This window comes from Bradyrhizobium sp. SYSU BS000235 (genome assembly GCF_049747295.1).
Lineage (GTDB): Bacteria > Pseudomonadota > Alphaproteobacteria > Rhizobiales > Xanthobacteraceae > Afipia.
In genome coordinates, this window is sequence record NZ_JBMHJM010000001.1 from 1579653 (window position 1) to 1596292 (window position 16640).

The 16640-nt window shown below is 59.6% G+C and carries 14 protein-coding genes; 6 read left to right on the top strand and 8 right to left on the bottom strand.

The annotated features are described in order from the left end of the window. Nucleotides 1–85: 85 nt before the first annotated feature. The 7 genes from ACP0KA_RS07360 to ACP0KA_RS07390 all read right to left on the bottom strand — a co-directional run bounded on the left by ACP0KA_RS07360 (nt 86) and on the right by ACP0KA_RS07390 (nt 7012). A complete protein-coding gene (locus ACP0KA_RS07360; RefSeq protein WP_424628175.1) occupies nt 86–2446 on the bottom strand; it encodes a TonB-dependent receptor in 2361 nt (786 codons plus the stop codon). 371 nt (nt 2447–2817) lie between these two features. Then, nucleotides 2818–3591 carry a thioesterase family protein gene (locus ACP0KA_RS07365; protein ID WP_424628176.1) on the bottom strand — a complete coding sequence of 258 codons (774 nt, stop codon included), beginning with the start codon at nt 3589–3591 and terminating at the stop codon, nt 2818–2820. 44 nt (nt 3592–3635) lie between these two features. After that, nucleotides 3636–4604: an NAD(P)H-dependent flavin oxidoreductase gene (locus ACP0KA_RS07370; protein WP_424628177.1), complete on the bottom strand. Its 969-nt coding sequence runs from the start codon at nt 4602–4604 to the stop codon at nt 3636–3638. Between the two features lie 101 nt (nt 4605–4705). Continuing rightward, a complete protein-coding gene (locus tag ACP0KA_RS07375) occupies nt 4706–5305 on the bottom strand; it encodes a hypothetical protein (RefSeq protein WP_424628178.1) in 600 nt (199 codons plus the stop codon). Between the two features lie 66 nt (nt 5306–5371). After that, the gene (locus tag ACP0KA_RS07380; RefSeq protein ID WP_424628179.1) at nt 5372–5953 is read right to left on the bottom strand and encodes a YqaA family protein; all 582 of its coding nucleotides are present in this window, start codon (nt 5951–5953) and stop codon (nt 5372–5374) included. 64 nt (nt 5954–6017) lie between these two features. After that, nucleotides 6018–6467: a phosphoribosyl-ATP diphosphatase gene (gene hisE, locus ACP0KA_RS07385; RefSeq protein ID WP_424628180.1), complete on the bottom strand. Its 450-nt coding sequence runs from the start codon at nt 6465–6467 to the stop codon at nt 6018–6020. 131 nt (nt 6468–6598) lie between these two features. Then, nucleotides 6599–7012 (bottom strand): hypothetical protein, encoded by a 414-nt coding sequence (locus ACP0KA_RS07390; protein WP_424628181.1) that lies wholly within the window; start codon nt 7010–7012, stop codon nt 6599–6601. 243 nt (nt 7013–7255) lie between these two features. Between ACP0KA_RS07390 and ACP0KA_RS07395 the strand changes: the two genes are divergently transcribed. The 6 genes from ACP0KA_RS07395 (at nt 7256) to ACP0KA_RS07420 (ending at nt 15849) form a co-directional block, all read left to right on the top strand. Next, entirely contained in the window at nt 7256–8296 is a 1041-nt protein-coding gene (locus ACP0KA_RS07395; protein ID WP_424631505.1) for an ABC transporter substrate-binding protein, read from the top strand. A gap of 93 nt (nt 8297–8389) precedes the next feature. Further along, a complete protein-coding gene (locus ACP0KA_RS07400) occupies nt 8390–10189 on the top strand; it encodes a glucan ABC transporter ATP-binding protein/ permease (RefSeq protein ID WP_424628182.1) in 1800 nt (599 codons plus the stop codon). A 218-nt stretch (nt 10190–10407) separates the two neighbouring features. Continuing rightward, on the top strand, nt 10408–11889 hold the full coding sequence (locus ACP0KA_RS07405; RefSeq protein ID WP_424628183.1) for a D-alanyl-D-alanine carboxypeptidase family protein: 1482 nt from the start codon (nt 10408–10410) through the stop codon (nt 11887–11889). Between the two features lie 250 nt (nt 11890–12139). Continuing rightward, nucleotides 12140–13828, top strand: a complete 1689-nt coding sequence (locus ACP0KA_RS07410; protein WP_424628184.1) for a long-chain fatty acid--CoA ligase — start codon at nt 12140–12142, stop codon at nt 13826–13828. Nucleotides 13829–13851: 23 nt separating this feature from the next. After that, on the top strand, nt 13852–14403 hold the full coding sequence (locus ACP0KA_RS07415) for a DUF924 family protein (protein ID WP_424628185.1): 552 nt from the start codon (nt 13852–13854) through the stop codon (nt 14401–14403). 81 nt (nt 14404–14484) lie between these two features. Beyond that, nucleotides 14485–15849 carry an oligosaccharide flippase family protein gene (locus tag ACP0KA_RS07420; protein WP_424631506.1) on the top strand — a complete coding sequence of 455 codons (1365 nt, stop codon included), beginning with the start codon at nt 14485–14487 and terminating at the stop codon, nt 15847–15849. Here ACP0KA_RS07420 and ACP0KA_RS07425 read toward each other — a convergent pair whose 3' ends face one another. Then, on the bottom strand, nt 15850–16638 hold the full coding sequence (locus ACP0KA_RS07425; RefSeq protein ID WP_424628186.1) for a 3-hydroxybutyrate dehydrogenase: 789 nt from the start codon (nt 16636–16638) through the stop codon (nt 15850–15852). Nucleotides 16639–16640 lie beyond the last annotated feature (2 nt).

Consider the following 16640-nt stretch of genomic DNA (forward strand, 5'->3'; position numbering starts at 1 on the left):
CATATCGCTACTCATGAAAACGCCCGACACAAAGCCGGGCGTTTGATTTGTGCAGAACCTGCACCTTATTTTAGCGCGATCACATTCAGAACTTCGCCGTCGCCGACACTTTGAAGGTGCGCGGCTGGCCGGGAGAGATGTTGTTGTTGCCGTCGGCGGATGCCCAATAACCCTTGTCGAAGATATTTTCGATGTTGAGCTGGCCGCGCCACGTCTCATTGATCTTCACGTAGAGCGCGGCGTCGACACGGACGAAGCCGGGTAAGCGAACGGTGTCATCGGAGGCTGCATAAGAATCCGAGAAGTAAATAATACCGAGCCCAGCTCCCCAGATTGGGTCGATCTGATACTTGTTCCACCACGAGAACTGATTGTAGGGGACGAGTTGGACTCGATTCCCGGCAAGGACAGGCGGTACTGCAGTGGGCTGCGTGAGATCCTTCGCGATCCGCGCATCCGTGTAGGCGTATCCGATCGAGGATTGCCAGGCATCGGTCACATAGCCATTGAGGGCCGTTTCGAAGCCCCGCACCTTGCTGGCGCCGTTCGGCAACACAAAAGGCGATCCTCTGACAGGATCAGGAATTGGCTGATTGGTGCGGTTCAATTCGTAAATCGCAGAAGTAAACTGCAGCTTTGGAGTGATGTTCCACTTCACACCAACTTCGGTGTTCTCGAATTTCTGCGGTTCGAGAATCAACGTGCCATCGTTCAACGCGCTGAACTGGTCGCCTGACGCCGGCAGATACGACACGCTATAGGCGCCATAGACCGACAGATTCTCCACCGGCTTGACGATAATCGCAGCCTGCGGTGAAAGCTTCTCGTCAACACGACCCCTTTGGATGCCGGTATTCCTGTCGACCGCCGACATGTCGAAACGGTCATAGCGAACACCACCAATTACTTGCAGCCAACGCGTAATTTCAATCTGGTCACGCACATAGGCCGACTGGGTGTTGAGCGCGTATTTGCTGTTCGAGTCAGCCGACGTCACGCCATCGGTGTTGGTCGCGGTCGGGTGATGAATGAAATCGATAGTCCCGAAGAAGGTCGGATCGAACGGATTCGCCGTGAACGAATTCGTCCCGGTGCTTGCGAAGATGCCGGTGTTACGCTGATCGATACCCGTCTGCCGGCCGAATTCCGTTCCGAACCCAAGTGTATGACGGATTGAGCCGGTTGAAGCCTTGTAGGTAAAGTCCGTCTGGTTGATGGCGTTGTCGCGGTCTGTCCAGTGCTGGTACGCATTCAGATTGACCGCTGTTTGCGCGGAGTTCACCGCGCCGCCCGGATAAACGTTCTGATAGAATTTATTGTAGTCGGCATACACCGCCGAATTCTTCACGGTCAGTCCGTTTTCGAAGTCATGTTCGATCACAGCCATCGTGGTCTGCACGTCGGCCTTTGCGACGTTATAGGTTGGACTGCCGAAAAACGCCGTCAGATCTCCGTTCGGCGCGAACGGCGTCGTCGGATTGAAGCGTGTCGCGCCGCCAGGAATAGCAAGCGCTTGCGACGGATTCCCGCGATCCGCCGTGCGTTCATCGTGATAGTATTCATAGCTCAATTTGATCTTGGTGGTGTCGTTCGGCTTGAGCGTCAGCGTCGGATTGATGCCGTAACGCTCCAGATTTCCGAAGTCGCGGAACGTCTCAGACCCCTCATAGAAAGCGTTGAAGCGAGCAGCAACATTCTCGTTCACCGCCTGGCCGGCATCGATCGAGATGCGCCTGTCACCATATGAACCGGCTTGCGCCGTAGCCTCGTAGATCCTGGTGCCGTCGGCCTCCTTGAGCGTGCGGTTGAGAAGACCGCCGCCCGCACCGCGACCAAAGGTCAACGCGCTCGGTCCTTTCACGATCTCGATGCTCTGGGTGTTATAGAGATCGCGAAAGATCTGAACGTCATCGCGGATACCATTGACGAAGAAATTCGCACTCGAGTCCACACCACGGATAACGAGTTCGTCACGATTGCCTTCGCCCTGATGGACAGCGACACCAGGGACGTAGCGCGTGACGTCAGTGAGGCCGAGCGGGGCTTGATCCTTGATGAAATTCTTGGTGAGGACGCTGACGGACTGCGGAATGTTGATCAGCGGCGTGTTGGTCTTGGTGGCGACCGACGTGCTGTTGGAGACGTAGCCAGCAGTGCCGGTGCGGCTGTCCTGCGTGTCCGGCAGCGGTTCGGGCTTTGGCTTGGCTGCAGCTTCATCCGTCCGCCGCCGAGACGCCGTCCCCCGCCGACGCGCCTTCGGCTTGTGTGTCGCAACCACGACGGGAGGAAGCGCTGTCGCCCCCGACTGGTTTTCCGCAGCAGCCTGAGCCATTGCATCCGGCGCCCACAAGGTAACGCTGAGCACGAGATAGCTGGCGGACATGAGGATCGATCTGGAGATCGAAGTCGAGCGTGCCTGACGCTGCATGCGAATGGCGTGAATCATAACTGGCCCCAAGAAAAACACGCGCCGCAACCACGCGACGACGTCGTGGGCTTCTCTTGGAAAAATCAGCAGACTGCGTCCAGACGTCGCAGCCTTGAAAAATTTGTAATGTGTTGCGGAATAAACTTCAGCCGGATCGTTTTAGAAGCGATCTAGACTATATATCGTGTAACGATATGCCCGCCGATACGGTGTTTCTTCGTTTCTGAAGCAATCGAGACCCCATCGAAGCAATGAAGTCCGGTCCATATCAACGACTCATTCTCGATAAATTCTAAAACCGAGCAGCCACGAACTCATGATGATGCACAGCCACCGCGTGCAGTGACAGCAGCACCGCTCTCGCTTCAAGTTCACATTTGTGATTTTTGCTAGCGGCGCGGCTCGACCACGAGACACTGAATGGAGCGGCCGAAATAGCCTTTTGCATCTCCCAATCGCGACACTGCGATGCCCGCGCCATCCGGCCCCAATGTCGTTTCCGAGTTCAACAGAATCCAGTCGCCGACCGGTGCACGAGCAAGCGTGACGGTTAGATCGGCGTTGATGAACGTCCATTTGGCAAAATCGACGATCGAGGCGACGCCATTGGTGAAATCCGCGGAGAGCGCGGCCCGCATCACCGCAGAATTTTCACTTCCCTCGACCATGGGACGATTGGTGCGAAACCAGATCGCGGCCGGACCAAGCGTCAGAAAGCGCCCGCGCACCGATCGCAACGTCACGCTGTTGATGAACTTGCTCGAGCCGTGAGGCGGTTCTTCAATGCCATCGTCAGGCCCGGGAACGTCGATTGGCATATCCGCCACATCCGCCGGCAGTAAAACGGCCTCCGATCTCACCTTGAGCACGGTGGCGCGAACAACCTCTACGCCATTTGACAGAATGCTGACCCTGCAAAGCTGTATCTTGCGTCCTTCGCGCACCACCTCGCTCTCGAGCGTCAACGGCGCCACCGGCACCGGCCGCATCAGGTCGACGCTGACGCGAACCACCTGCATCGGCTGGGCAGACGGAATTCGTTCTGCAGCCCACACCACCAGGGCCGATGGCGCGCCGCCATGTTGCATCCCGGGATCCCACGGACCTCCGGCATGCTCGCTGGTGAACACACGATTCCCGTCAACGCGAAATACAGCTTCCATCAGATGAGACCGATTGCCAGATATCGATAAGGTTTGAAATCAGATCAAAGCGGATTGTCGACCGCCTCGCCATATTCCGTTGTGAGGCGCGCAACCAGTTCGGCGACAGGCACGACTTTCTCGACGCTGCCGATACCTTGGCCACTGCCCCAGATTTCCTTCCAGGCCTTCGGCTTGTTGCGCTCACCGCTGGCATCGGTCGCAAAGCTCATTTTCGATGGATCGGAAGCGGGCAGGTTGTCCGGGTCCATGCCGGCCGCGACGATGGACGGCTTCAGGTAATTGCCATGAACGCCGGTGAACAAGTTTGAATACACGATGTCTTCGGCAGCCGACGATGCAATCATCTCCTTGTAACCTTGAGGCGCGTTCGCCTCTTGCGTCGCGATGAATGCCGAGCCGATATAGGCGAAATCGGCACCCAGGACGCGCGCCGCGCGGACCGCCCGCCCCGTACCGATCGCACCGGACAGCGCAATCGGGCCATTGAACCATTGCCGCGTCTCCGCCACGAAGGCGAACGGCGACAGCGCTCCAGCATGACCGCCCGCACCGGCGGCAACCAGCACCAAACCGTCAGCCCCCTTCTCGATCGCCTTGTGAGCGAACTTCTGATTGATGACATCGTGAAAGGTGATGCCGCCCCAGGCATGAACAGCCTGGTTCAATTCCTCGCGCGCACCAAGCGACGTGATCACCATCGGCACCTTGTGCTTTTCACAAACCGCGAGGTCCTGATCCAACCGGTTGTTCGATTTGTGGACGATCTGGTTCACCGCGAACGGGGCGGACGGACGATCGGGGTGCGCCTTGTCGTGCGCAGCCAGCTCTTCTTTGATCCGATGCAACCACTCATCCAGCAAGGCTGCAGGGCGCGCATTCAGCGCTGGAAACGACCCGACTACACCGGCCTTGCATTGAGCAATGACAAGATCAGGACCCGATACGATAAAGAGCGGTGAGCCGATCACCGGTATCGAGAGACGATTCTTGAACAAGGCAGGCATCGACATCCGGAATTCCTTTTCTTCAAATTGATCGCCCGGCATTCGCCGTCAGGGCATTATCCCTACGGTCATACGGGCTGCGAGCGCGCCTTGGAAGAGCAGGAAAATTATTGACAGACGGCGCGGGTGACGAAATTTTCCGTCCTGCACGCCCTGCCCCCTGAAAAATAAGCTTTTGCCGAGCATTTCTGGGCGGCTTCGACGTCCAGGCTGCGACCTTCCTTATAGCCTTTTTCCCTGCATAGCTGGTCTGACGCCGATTTGCAGTCGGGTGCACCGTTGGATGCAACGATGCACATCGTCCGACCGACAACCACGGACTGCCCGGATAGCGGCGCGATGCGGGACAAACTGTCCGTCGCCTTTTTTGTACTGGAGTTCAGCTGCTCGAAGGTCTGCTGGGGCGACGGCAGCGAAGATGGCAAACTGAATGTGGGAGCCTTGAGCAGCTTTCCGATTTCCTCCACGAGGCCGGGGTTACTGCGTGCAGGCGGCTCGGGAGATGGCGGCTGATCAGTTGGTGAGACATCCGGTGCCGGAGCCTGGGTCGGCTGGGCTTGGGATTGCTGAGGCTGCGATTGCTGGGTCTGGGGTTGTTGCGGCCAAGCAACCGTCGTCACACCCAACAGCGCAACCAACATCGCAATCGCCGCAAAAATCTGGCGACTCCGCACATCCACAAAAATCTCGCCGGCGCGAATGGACATGCAGCGAACCTATCCTGCCCCTTCCAGGAGGGAAAGGGCTGTTCAACTAGTACGGTGATCGGGACACTAGAACAGCCGGAAGGCGATGATGAATCCGACGATCAGGGCGCCTGCTCCAATGCTCACCCACATCCCGAGCCGCTTCTCGATGGCCTCGCGAATCCAGGTGCCGTATCGGTTCAGCAGCACTGCCACGAAGAAAAACCGTCCGCCCCGCGCAACGATCGAGAGCAGCACGAACAGGAGCAGATTGTAATTGGCGAAGCCCGACGTGATCGTGACGATCTTGTAGGGGATCGGCGTTAGGCCCTTGAGCAGGATGATCCACGCGCCGTATTCGGCATAGGCGGTCCGGAATGCCTCGACCTTTTCGCCGTAGCCGTAAAGCTGGATGAGCCACTGTCCGACGGAATCGTAGAGCAGCGCCCCGATGGCGTACCCCACCATGCCACCGGCCACCGATGTGACGGTGCAGACCAACGCGTACAGCCAAGCCTTCTTCGGCCGGGCGAGCGACATCGGTATCAGCATCACATCCGGCGGGATCGGAAAGAACGAGCTTTCAGCGAACGAGACAGCCCCCATCAACCAGAGGGCGTAGGGCTTGTCGGCGGCGGCGATACACCAGTCATACATTTTTTTCAGCATGGGGCGATGAACCATCGTCCAGCCGATTTGTCCATGGATGGAATTGTGTCGAAGCTGCGAAAAATCAGCGCCGTTTCTTCAGGCGGCCACTTTCCCGCGCGACAATAGGTCGCCGAGGCGCATGCTCGGGAGCCGCCTTTTTCAGCTCCGGAGCAATGTCCGAAGACGGTGCGGCCGACTTGGTCGCGGTGGCCTTGGTGGCGGATTTGGGAAGTTTCTCGGCAATCCCCTGGGCCCGCTCGCGGCGATCCATCTCGTCCCACACGTCCTGCGGCTTGACCCCGGCAGCAACCCACAAGACGGACAGGTTATAGAATAAGTCCGCGCTTTCCCGGACGACGGCTTCTGGATCGCCATTCACGGCATCAATCACGACCTCGATGGCTTCCTCAGCGAGCTTCTTGGCCATCTTTGCCGGACCGCGTTGAAACAGCCGTGCAGTCCGCGACGTTGCCGGATCGAGATCCTTGGCCGCAATTACCGCTCGATAAAGCCGCTCCAGCGAATCGCTCATAGGGAAACCTTAGGTGAAATCTGTCCACAGCGTGTTAACAAGCGATCTTTCAACCGGCGGACATGCTTAAAAAAGCGAAAATCGCCGGGGTTTCCCGGCGATTGGCTTACGCAGCCGAAGCCTTCCGGGCCTCAATAATCCCAGTAGCCATCGCCGTCATAGGGCGGGACCCCGTAACCGTAATAGGCTGGCGCACCATAATAGTGGCCGCCGTAGTACGGTGTACCGCCATAGAAATAGTGCTGGCGATAGTAATCGCGGCGGCGTTGATCGGCGATGGCGGTCCCGATCGCACCAAGCGCCAGGCCCATAAAGGCGAGGCCCGCGGCATTGTTATGACGGTAGTGCCGCCGAGCCACACGGCGGCGGGCGCTGAAGTCGGTGGCCTCGCCCACCACGGCCGTCGAGGCGCTCACATCCTTCACGGCAGGAGCGGCGGTTCGCGCCTGAACGGCAGACGGAGGGACGGCGAGGCTTAGTGACAGAGCGGCAACGGTCGTCAGAACCATGCCTTTACGGAAGGACAAAATCTTCGGTCCGAACATTTCAAGTCCTCATGATCAAGTCCGGCGGCTATTGGCCGGAAAGGGAAGAATCCCTGAGCTTACACTGAGTTCCCCATCCCGAATGCAAGCTGAACGATGAGTGGCAAAATCAAGGCAATCTGTTACCAAAAGATAGAGCAGTGGCAAGCGGTCGCGGGTCCATCCATGGCTGGAGTCATCAAACAAACATACGGCGCGGACAAAACGTCATCGCGTCTCGTGTCAGGTCTCAAGCCAAGCATCATGTTGAAGCGTTCGACCACCTCCCTCCGCACGACCTTCCTGCTACTTATTGCGCTTCTCGGTGTCCTCTGCTTCGGCTCAAACGGAGCGCATGCGGCCACGGCGATGCGTTTCTCACTCGACCGGACAATCGACGGTGCGGCGGCCCCATTCATTGCAGCCTCAGCGAAAGACCTGTTCCGCGAGGAAGATCTGGCTGTCACAATCGATTCTGCCAATGGGTCGGAGGATGCGATTGCGCGGGTGGCGTCAGGCGCCAGCGACATCGCGCTGGCCGACATCAATGCTTTGATCCGCTATCGCGACAAAGACCACACGTCGCCGATCAAGGCTATATTCGTGCTGTACAACAAGGCGCCCTATGCCATGATCGCCCGCAAGAGCCGCGGCATCAAGTCGATGGCGGACCTTGAAGGCAAAACGATAGGTCTGGTGGACGGCGATCCCGCCGTAGGGCTGTGGCCCGCCGTTGCCCACCGGAACCATATCGATCTCGCCAAGGTGAAAGCCGAAAAAATCAATGCCGCTGTGCGAGAACCCATGCTGTCAGCCGGACAGCTGGATGCGGTCACCGGCTTCTCATTCCTGTCTGCGATCACTCTGCGGGATCGCGGAGTTCCTGCAAACGACCTGGCGATTTTGCGATTTGCCGACTTCGGTTGCCTGGTCTACGGCCATGCCCTGATCGTCAACCCCGCCTTCGCGGCAAAAAATCCCGAAGCTGTGAAAGCATTTTTGCGCGCGACGGTGTCCGGCGTGCGGATCGCCATCAAAGACCCTGAACTTGCGATCGACCTGGTCATGACGCAAATGAACAACGGCTCCCGCAGCATCGAGCTCGCGCGGCTGCAGGCAAGCATTCATGACAACATCGTTACGCCAGAAGTGAAACAGAACGGTCTCGGCGGGATCGAGACACATCGCTTTGAGGTCGCGCTGGATCAGATCGCGGAAGGCTACACCTTCCGCAAACGCCCGTCCGCGACCGACATTTTCGATGATAACTTTCTGCCGCCGGCAGACGACCGCAAAATCGATTAAGCACAGCGCGAACGACTGCTGTATTCCCTCAGCTTCACCAGTTAGGGTATCGTTCAGGTCAGCCTTGTCCGTGCGATAGTCGAGCAGAAGCCCATGCCCCTTATCCGCCTGTACATTCGTGTTCTCGACCTGCTCGGCAAGGAGGCGCGTCTCGGCTGGCTGCTCGCCGGCGCCAATCTGCTGCTGGCCATCGCACAGTTTGCTGAGCCGGTTCTGTTCGGGCGCATCGTTGATGTGCTGTCGGCGACGCCCGCCGCCGGTACCGAACCTCGATCGCCTTGGCCCCTGCTCGGCGCATGGGTTGCCTTCGGGTTGTTCACGATCCTCTGCAGCGCCGTGGTCGCCCTGCATGCCGACCGCCTCGCCCACCGTCAACGTCAGGCAGTCCTGACCGATTATTTCGAGCACATCATGCAGCTGCCGCTGACATTTCACAGCGGGACCCACTCCGGCCGTCTGATGAAGGTGATGCTGCAGGGAACGGATGCGCTGTGGCGGCTCTGGCTCAGCTTCTTCCGCGAACACTTCGCGGCAATCGTCTCATTGGTCGTGCTGCTGCCGCTGTCGGTCTACCTGAACTGGCGATTGGCCGTCCTGCTGTTCGTGCTGTGCGTTATCTTCACGTTGCTGACGACGCTTGTGGTGCGCAAGACCTATAGCCTGCAGATGCAGGTCGAAGAGCACTACGGCGATCTCGCCGCCCGTGCGTCCGACGCGCTCGGCAATGTCGCGCTTGTACAAAGCTTCGTGCGCGTGGATGCGGAAGTGCAGGGCCTGCGCGGCGTCGCCGACAAGTTGCTCTCGGCTCAGCTTCCTGTGCTGTCCTGGTGGGCGCTGGTCGTGGTCATGACCCGCGCATCCACGACCATCACCATCCTCGCTATTTTTGTTGTCGGCATCATCCTGCACGGACAAGGGCTGGCGAGCGTCGGCGAGATTGTGATGTTCGTCAGCTTCGCGACCATGTTGATCCAGAAGCTGGAGCAAGTCGTCAGCTTCATCAACAATGTCTTCATGGAAGCTCCGCGTTTGCGGGAGTTTTTCGACGTGCTCGACGCTGTCCCTGCGGTGCGTGATCGGCCGGACGCCATCGATCCCGGCCACCTGCAAGGGCTCGTGGAGTTCAACGATGTAACGTTTTCCTATGACGGCAAGCGGCCGGCCGTGGAAGACGTATCCTTCACCGCGCTGCCTGGGCAGACCTTCGCACTCGTCGGCGAAACCGGCGCGGGCAAATCAACCGCCATAGCCCTTCTCCACCGCGCGTTCGATCCGCAGTCGGGCATTATCAAGATCGACGGCATGGACGTGCGCGGCATGACGCTCGCTTCATTGCGCAGAAACATCGGCGTGGTGTTTCAGGAAGCCTTGTTGTTCAACCGCTCGATCGCGGAGAACCTGCGCGTCGGCAAGCCCGACGCTACCGACGCCGAATTGCGCGCAGCAGCCGAAGGCGCGCAGGCGCTGGATTTCATCGAACGCAGCGACCTGAAATTCGAGACCAACGCAGGCGAGCGCGGCCGCATGTTGTCCGGCGGCGAACGGCAGCGGCTATCGATCGCGCGCGCGCTGCTGAAAAATCCGCCCATCTTGATTCTCGATGAAGCAACCAGTGCTCTCGACGCAGTGACCGAGGCGAAAGTGAACGCTGCTCTCGATACTGTGATGAAAGGCCGCACCACGTTTGTGATCGCCCACCGCCTCTCTACGATCCGCAACGCGACCAGGATCCTGGTGTTCGACAAGGGTCGCGTCGCCGAGAGTGGAACGTTCGATGAACTCGTTGAAAGAGGCGGCTATTTTGCCCAGCTCGCGAAGGCGCAGTTCATGGTTCAGGAGAAAGCTGGCACCGGACTCGCGCCGCCGGCAACGCTGCTTGACGCAGAACCATGAGGCCATGCACAGGGTGTGGGCAACCGTCGAAATTTGGCCCATTTCCTGCTTGAATGAAGCCTTGACCCACTATGCCGGACCACCGCTCCGGTATAAGTATTGATCTCGTCGCCGCGCCGATCTGGCGGCATGGTCGCATCGCATATCCGAACGCAACACGCCGAGGACGCCATGACTTCATTCGCCGCAGGCGTGCTTTCAGAGATCGGAATCGGATAGTGGCGTTGTCTCCCACCCGGTTCCAATGGCTGTCATTGCGGGCGCTGATATGTGTCGTGGCGCTGGTTGCCGCGCTGGTGGCACCGCAGACCGTGCGTGCGGAAGCGCTTCTCGTCATCGAGGCCGACACCGGCAAGGTCCTGCAGGCCGAGAACGCAACATATCCTTGGTATCCGGCTTCGGTCACCAAGCTGATGACGCTCTACGTCACGCTGAAGGCCGTGAAGGAAGGTCGCATCACGCTGGACACATTGTTCACGGTGTCGCCGACTGCGCTTTCGCAAGCACCGTCGAAGATGGGATTTCCGGTCGGTACGCAGGTCACCGTCGATAACGCCGTGAAGATGATGATGGTGAAGTCGGCCAACGACATTGCCGTCGTACTTGCCGAAGGCGTTGGCGGCTCGATCGACAATTTCGCCGAAGAGATGAACAAGAATGCGCAGCGTCTCGGCATGACGCAGACGCATTACGTCAATCCGAACGGACTGCCCGCCGATGGGCACGTCACGTCTGCCCGCGATCTCGGCATCCTGGCACGCGCATTGCTCCGTGACTTTCCGGAGTATGAATATTACCTGCACATTCCGGCGATTAAATTCGGCCGCCGCATCACCGCGAATTTCAACAAGCTGATCGGCCGCTATCCCGGCGCCGACGGGATGAAGACCGGCTTCATCTGCGCATCGGGTTTCAATCTGGTCGCATCCGCAACCCGCAACAACAAGCGCCTGATCGCTGTTGTGCTCGGAGCATCTTCAGGGACCATGCGCGCGGTGCGCGCCGCACAGCTCTTGGAACGGGGCTTCAATAATCGCCTGTCGTGGCTCAAGCCATCACTCGGCACGGTCGACTCGCTGGCGCCGATCGACGCCGCACCGCCGAACCTCCGCGACGAAATGTGCGGACCAAAACGCAAGCGCCCCGCCGCCGAGGACGAAGACGATGATGTTGCAGTGACCGCCGGCAATACTGAGGGCGGCGTCTCAATGTTCACCTCCGGCTTCCAGGCGCATCCCATGAAGATCTCGGAGATGATTGCCGCACCGGCGAACCCTGTCACCCCCATCATCGTCTACACCGGCCCGACACGCACAGGCGACGCCGTTCTCGCGGCCGACGCGGCTGAAACCGCCAAGCAATCCATTCCGAGGAGGAAGGGTGCGAAGGCGAAAGCAAAGCTCGCCAAGCAAGAGGCGGGAACGGAGAAGAAGGACGACGCCAAGCAGGAGGCCAAGTCCAGCGCCAAGCCGGTCGCAAGCGCCAAGCCCGCGGCGGCCCATGGCAAATCTGCGGCCGGCGCCGCTTCGGCAGCCAAGCCGGCGACCACCGCCGCCGTCACGCCCGCAAAGCCGGACAAGAAGGCGGAGACCGCAGCCAAGCCGCATCCGGCGAAGCCCGCCCCGGCCAAGCCGGCGGCCGCCAAGACCGGTAAGCCAGCCGCGACGCAACAGAAGTCCGACACCGCGCCGCGGAGTTGAGTTCGCCAAGTGGTCAAGTCTCTCTTGGAGTTTGGGATTTGACATTCGCTTGACGAACGCGCGACCGGACGGGCAGCGAATGTCAAATCCACTCCACGAGATCTGTTTACCCTGCCCGCAAACCTTCGATGCGTCGTTAGCGCGCACAGGCTTGCTATGCCCCTCACTTCGGCCCAATACTCTGGGAAATACGTGGCATTCGGCGCAAGAACCGTAGCCAGCAGCAGGACATCAGCCGAGGGGACATCCGATGGAACGCATTTGGCTCAAGCAATATCCGGCCGGCGTGCCAACCGATATCGACGCCAACCAATATCCATCGCTCGTCGAACTGCTTGAGGAGAGCTTCAAGAAGTTCAGCGACCGCAAGGCGTTCATCTGCATGGACAAGTCCATCACCTATCGCGAGCTCGACGAGATGTCGACGGCGATCGGCGCCTACCTGCAGAGCAAGGGCCTGAAGAAGGGCGCCCGCGTCGCCATCATGATGCCGAATGTGCTGCAGAATCCGGTTGCGTCATCGGGCATTTTACGCGCCGGATATACCGTGGTGAACGTCAATCCGCTCTACACGCCGCGCGAACTTGAGCATCAGCTCGCGGACTCCGGTGCGGAAGCCATTATCATTATGGAAAACTTCGCCGGCACGCTGGAAAAAGTGCTGGCGAAGACCAACGTCAAGCACGTCATCATGGGCACCATGGGCGACCTACTCGGCTTCAAGGGCGTGATCGTCAATTTCGTCGTGCGCAAGGTCAAGAAAATGGTGCCGCCATTTTCGATACCCGGCGCGGTGGCCTTCAACGATGCGCTCGCAGCCGGCCGCAGGCTGACGTTGAACAAGCCCACGATCGGGCCCGACGACGTCGCTTTCCTGCAATATACCGGCGGCACAACCGGCGTTTCCAAGGGCGCAACGCTGCTCCACCGCAACATCCTCGCCAATGTCCTGCAGAACGATGCCTGGCTGCAGCCGGCGCTGCGCAAGCCACCCATCGTGGACCAGTTGCTGATCGTTTGCGCGCTGCCGCTCTATCACATCTTCGCGCTGACGGCGTGCTTCCTGCTGGCGGTGCGCGCCGGGGGCGCCAACCTTCTGATTCCCAATCCGCGCGACATCCCCGGCTTCATCAAGGAATTGCAGAAGTACCAGGTCAACAGCTTCCCGGCGGTCAACACACTCTACAATGCGTTGGTCAACAATCCCGAATTCAAGAAGGTCGACTTCTCCAAGCTCAAGACCTGCTTCGGCGGCGGCATGGCCGTGCAGAAGCCGGTGGCCGACCAGTGGCTTGCCGTGACCGGTTGCGCGCTGTCGGAAGGCTATGGCCTTTCGGAGACCTCGCCGACGCTGACCTGCAATCCGGCGGATACGGACCGGTTCAGCGGTTCGATCGGCGTGCCGGTGCCCTCGACCTATCTTTCGATCCGCGACGACAACGGCAACGAGGTGCCGCTTGGTGAGCCGGGCGAGATCTGCGCCAAGGGCCCGCAGATCATGGCCGGCTACTGGAACAGACCGGACGAGACCGCGAAGGTGATGACCGCCGACGGTTTCTTCCGCACCGGCGACATCGGCATCATGTCGCCGGACGGCTACACCAAAATCGTCGACCGCAAGAAGGACATGATCATCGTTTCCGGCTTCAACGTCTATCCGAACGAAGTCGAGGAAGTGATCGCCAGCCATCCCGGCGTGCTGGAATGCGCCGTGATCGGCGTGGCCGATTCGAAATCAACCGAAGCGGTCAAAGCCTTTGTCGTGAAGAAGGATCCGAACCTGACGGCAGAGGACATTATCAAGTTCGCTCATACCCAGCTCACGAACTACAAGGTGCCGAAGCACGTCGAGTTCAGGACCGAATTGCCGAAGACGAATGTCGGCAAGATCCTGCGCCGTGAGTTGCGCGACGAGAAATCCAAGGCCGCTGCAGCGTAGTCGAACTGATCTGCAACACACGCATGAGCAAACAGGACGTTTCACCTGAAGACGTTTTGAATTTCTGGCGTGCCGCCGGCCCTGACCGGTGGTGGACCAAGGACATTGCGTTTGACGCAGAAGTTCGCGACCGTTTCACACATGTGTGGAACGCCGCGCGAGGCGGGCAGTTGTCCGCATGGCAGGCCAGCGACAATGGCGCGCTTGCTCTCGTCATCGCGCTCGATCAGTTTCCGCGCAACATCTTCCGCAATGACCCGCGCGCGTTTTCGACGGATGCCATCGCTCTAGAGGTCGCGTCGCGCGCGATCGCCGAGGGACGCGACAATCGCATCGAAGCCGACTTGCGCGTCTTCGTGTACCTGCCCTTCATGCATTCGGAAAATCTCGCCGACCAAGAGCGCTGCGTCGAATTACTCAGTCAATCGGGCGACGCGGAAAACCTCAAATATGCAGAGGTGCATGCCGACATTATTCGCACATTCGGCCGCTTTCCTCATCGTAATCCGATCCTCGGTCGCGAGATGAAATCTGAGGAAGCCGCGTTCCTTGAGAGCGGCGGCTTCGCCGGTTAACCCAACCAAATATTAACGAATCCTTGCTAATTCACAGCATGCCGCCATCTGCGGCGAGCTGGAATCAACACCGTGTCCGTCATGCAAGCCGAAAGCGCGCCCGAAGCGAAGCCCGCTGGTCTGATCGCGCGGCTGCGTGAAGTGCTTGTCGGCACCAGCGAAGCCGCCGTCACCAAGCGCCTCGCAGGCACCGTCTTTCTGATCCGCGTGCTGAGCGCTGGTCTTGCCTATTTTTCGCAAGTGCTGCTGGCGCGCTGGATGGGCGGCTCGGACTATGGCGTATACGTCTATGTCTGGACCTGGGTGTTGCTGCTCGGCAGCGTGCTCGACTTCGGCATTGCCGTGTCAGCGCAGAAACTCATTCCCGAATATCGCACGGGCGGTCAGCTCGCCTTGCTGCGCGGCTTTCTGTCGGGCAGCCGCTGGATGGTGTTCGGAGCGTCGACAGCGGTCGCGCTGCTGCTCGCCGGCCTTGTCACGATCCTGTCGCCATGGATCGACGCCGACACAATTATTCCGCTCTACATCGGCTGCCTGACCCTGCCGGCCTTCGTCGTCGCCAATACTCAGGACGGTGTCGCGCGCTCCTATGACTGGATGCGGCTTGGCCTGATGCCGCAATTCATCGTGCGGCAGGGACTGATCATCGGCTTCACAGCCGGCGCCGTCGTGCTTGGCCTGCAGCTGGGGGCGACCGCGGCAATGATCGCGAGCACAGCCGCGGTATGGATTGCGATGATCGGGCAAATGCTGGTGCTCAACCGCAGCCTGCGCAACGCCGTGACGCCGGGACCCAAAGCCTACGATGTCCGCAACTGGCTAAAGGTCTCGCTGCCGATCATGATGGTGGAAGGCTTTTACCTGCTGCTCTCCTACACCGATGTGCTCGTGCTGCAGCAGTTTCGCTCCTCCGAGGAAGTCGGCGTCTACTTCGCGGTCGTGAAAACCCTCGCGCTGGTCTCCTTCATTCACTACGCGATGTCCGCGACCACTGCGCATCGCTTTAGCGAATATCATGCCACCGGCGACACGGAACGCCTCTCCGAATATATCGCGCACGCGATCAAATGGACCTTCTGGCCATCCGTCGCAGCAACCGCTGCACTGCTCGCCGTGGGTAAGCCGCTGCTGTGGCTGTTCGGTCCGCAGTTCACGGGCGGTTACGGCATCATGTTCGTCGCGGCCATCGGGCTGATTGCGCGCTCCGCGATCGGGCCGGTCGAGCGCCTGCTCAACATGTCAGGCAACCAGAACATGTGCGCTCTCGCCTATGCCCTTGCCTTCCTGATGAACCTGGCGCTGTGCGTCGTGCTTGTTCCCCGTTACGGCGGCTATGGCGCCGCCGCCGCAACATCGACAGCGCTTATCTTCGAGACGGTGCTGCTGTTCTGGATCACTAAGCGCCGTCTCGGCTTTCACGTTTTCGCCTTCGGCAAGAAAGGCTGATTACTCAGCCGTCCAGCCGCCGTCGATCGACAGGTTTGCACCGGTGATCTGCGCTGCATCGTCGCCGCAGAGGAACAGTGCAAGCGCCGCCACCTGCTCCGAAGTCACGAATTCCTTGGTCGGCTGTGCGTCGAGCAAGACATCGCGAATGACCTGTTCCTTGGTCATGTTACGCGCCTTCATCGTATCCGGGATCTGTTTCTCGACCAGCGGCGTCCAGACATAGCCCGGGCTGATGCAGTTGCAGGTGATCTTGAAGGTCGCGACTTCCAGCGCGATGGTCTTGGTCAGACCGGCGAGGCCATGCTTTGCCGAGACATAAGCGGACTTGAACGGCGAGGCGACCAGCGAATGTGCCGAGGCGGTGTTGATGATGCGCCCCCAGCCGCGCTTCTTCATGCCCGGCACCGCGGCACGAATGGCATGAAACGCGGACGACAGGTTGATCGCGATGATCGCGTCCCATTTCTCGATCGGGAATTCCTCGACCGGCGACACAAACTGGATGCCGGCATTGTTGACGAGCACATCGACCGAACCGAATGTCTTCTCACCGAGCGCGATCATCTCGGCGATCTCAGCGGGCTTGGTCATGTCTGCCGGCGAATAGGCCGCCTTGACCTTGAAATCATTCTCGATCGCGGCGCGCTCTTTTTCGATGTCGGCGGGAGCACCGAAGCCGTTGATCACCACGTTTGCGCCGGCGCTGGCAAAGGCACGCGCATAGGCCAAACCGATGCCACTGGTCGAGCCCGTCACGACAGCCGTCTTGCCGGAAAGAGTACCCATCA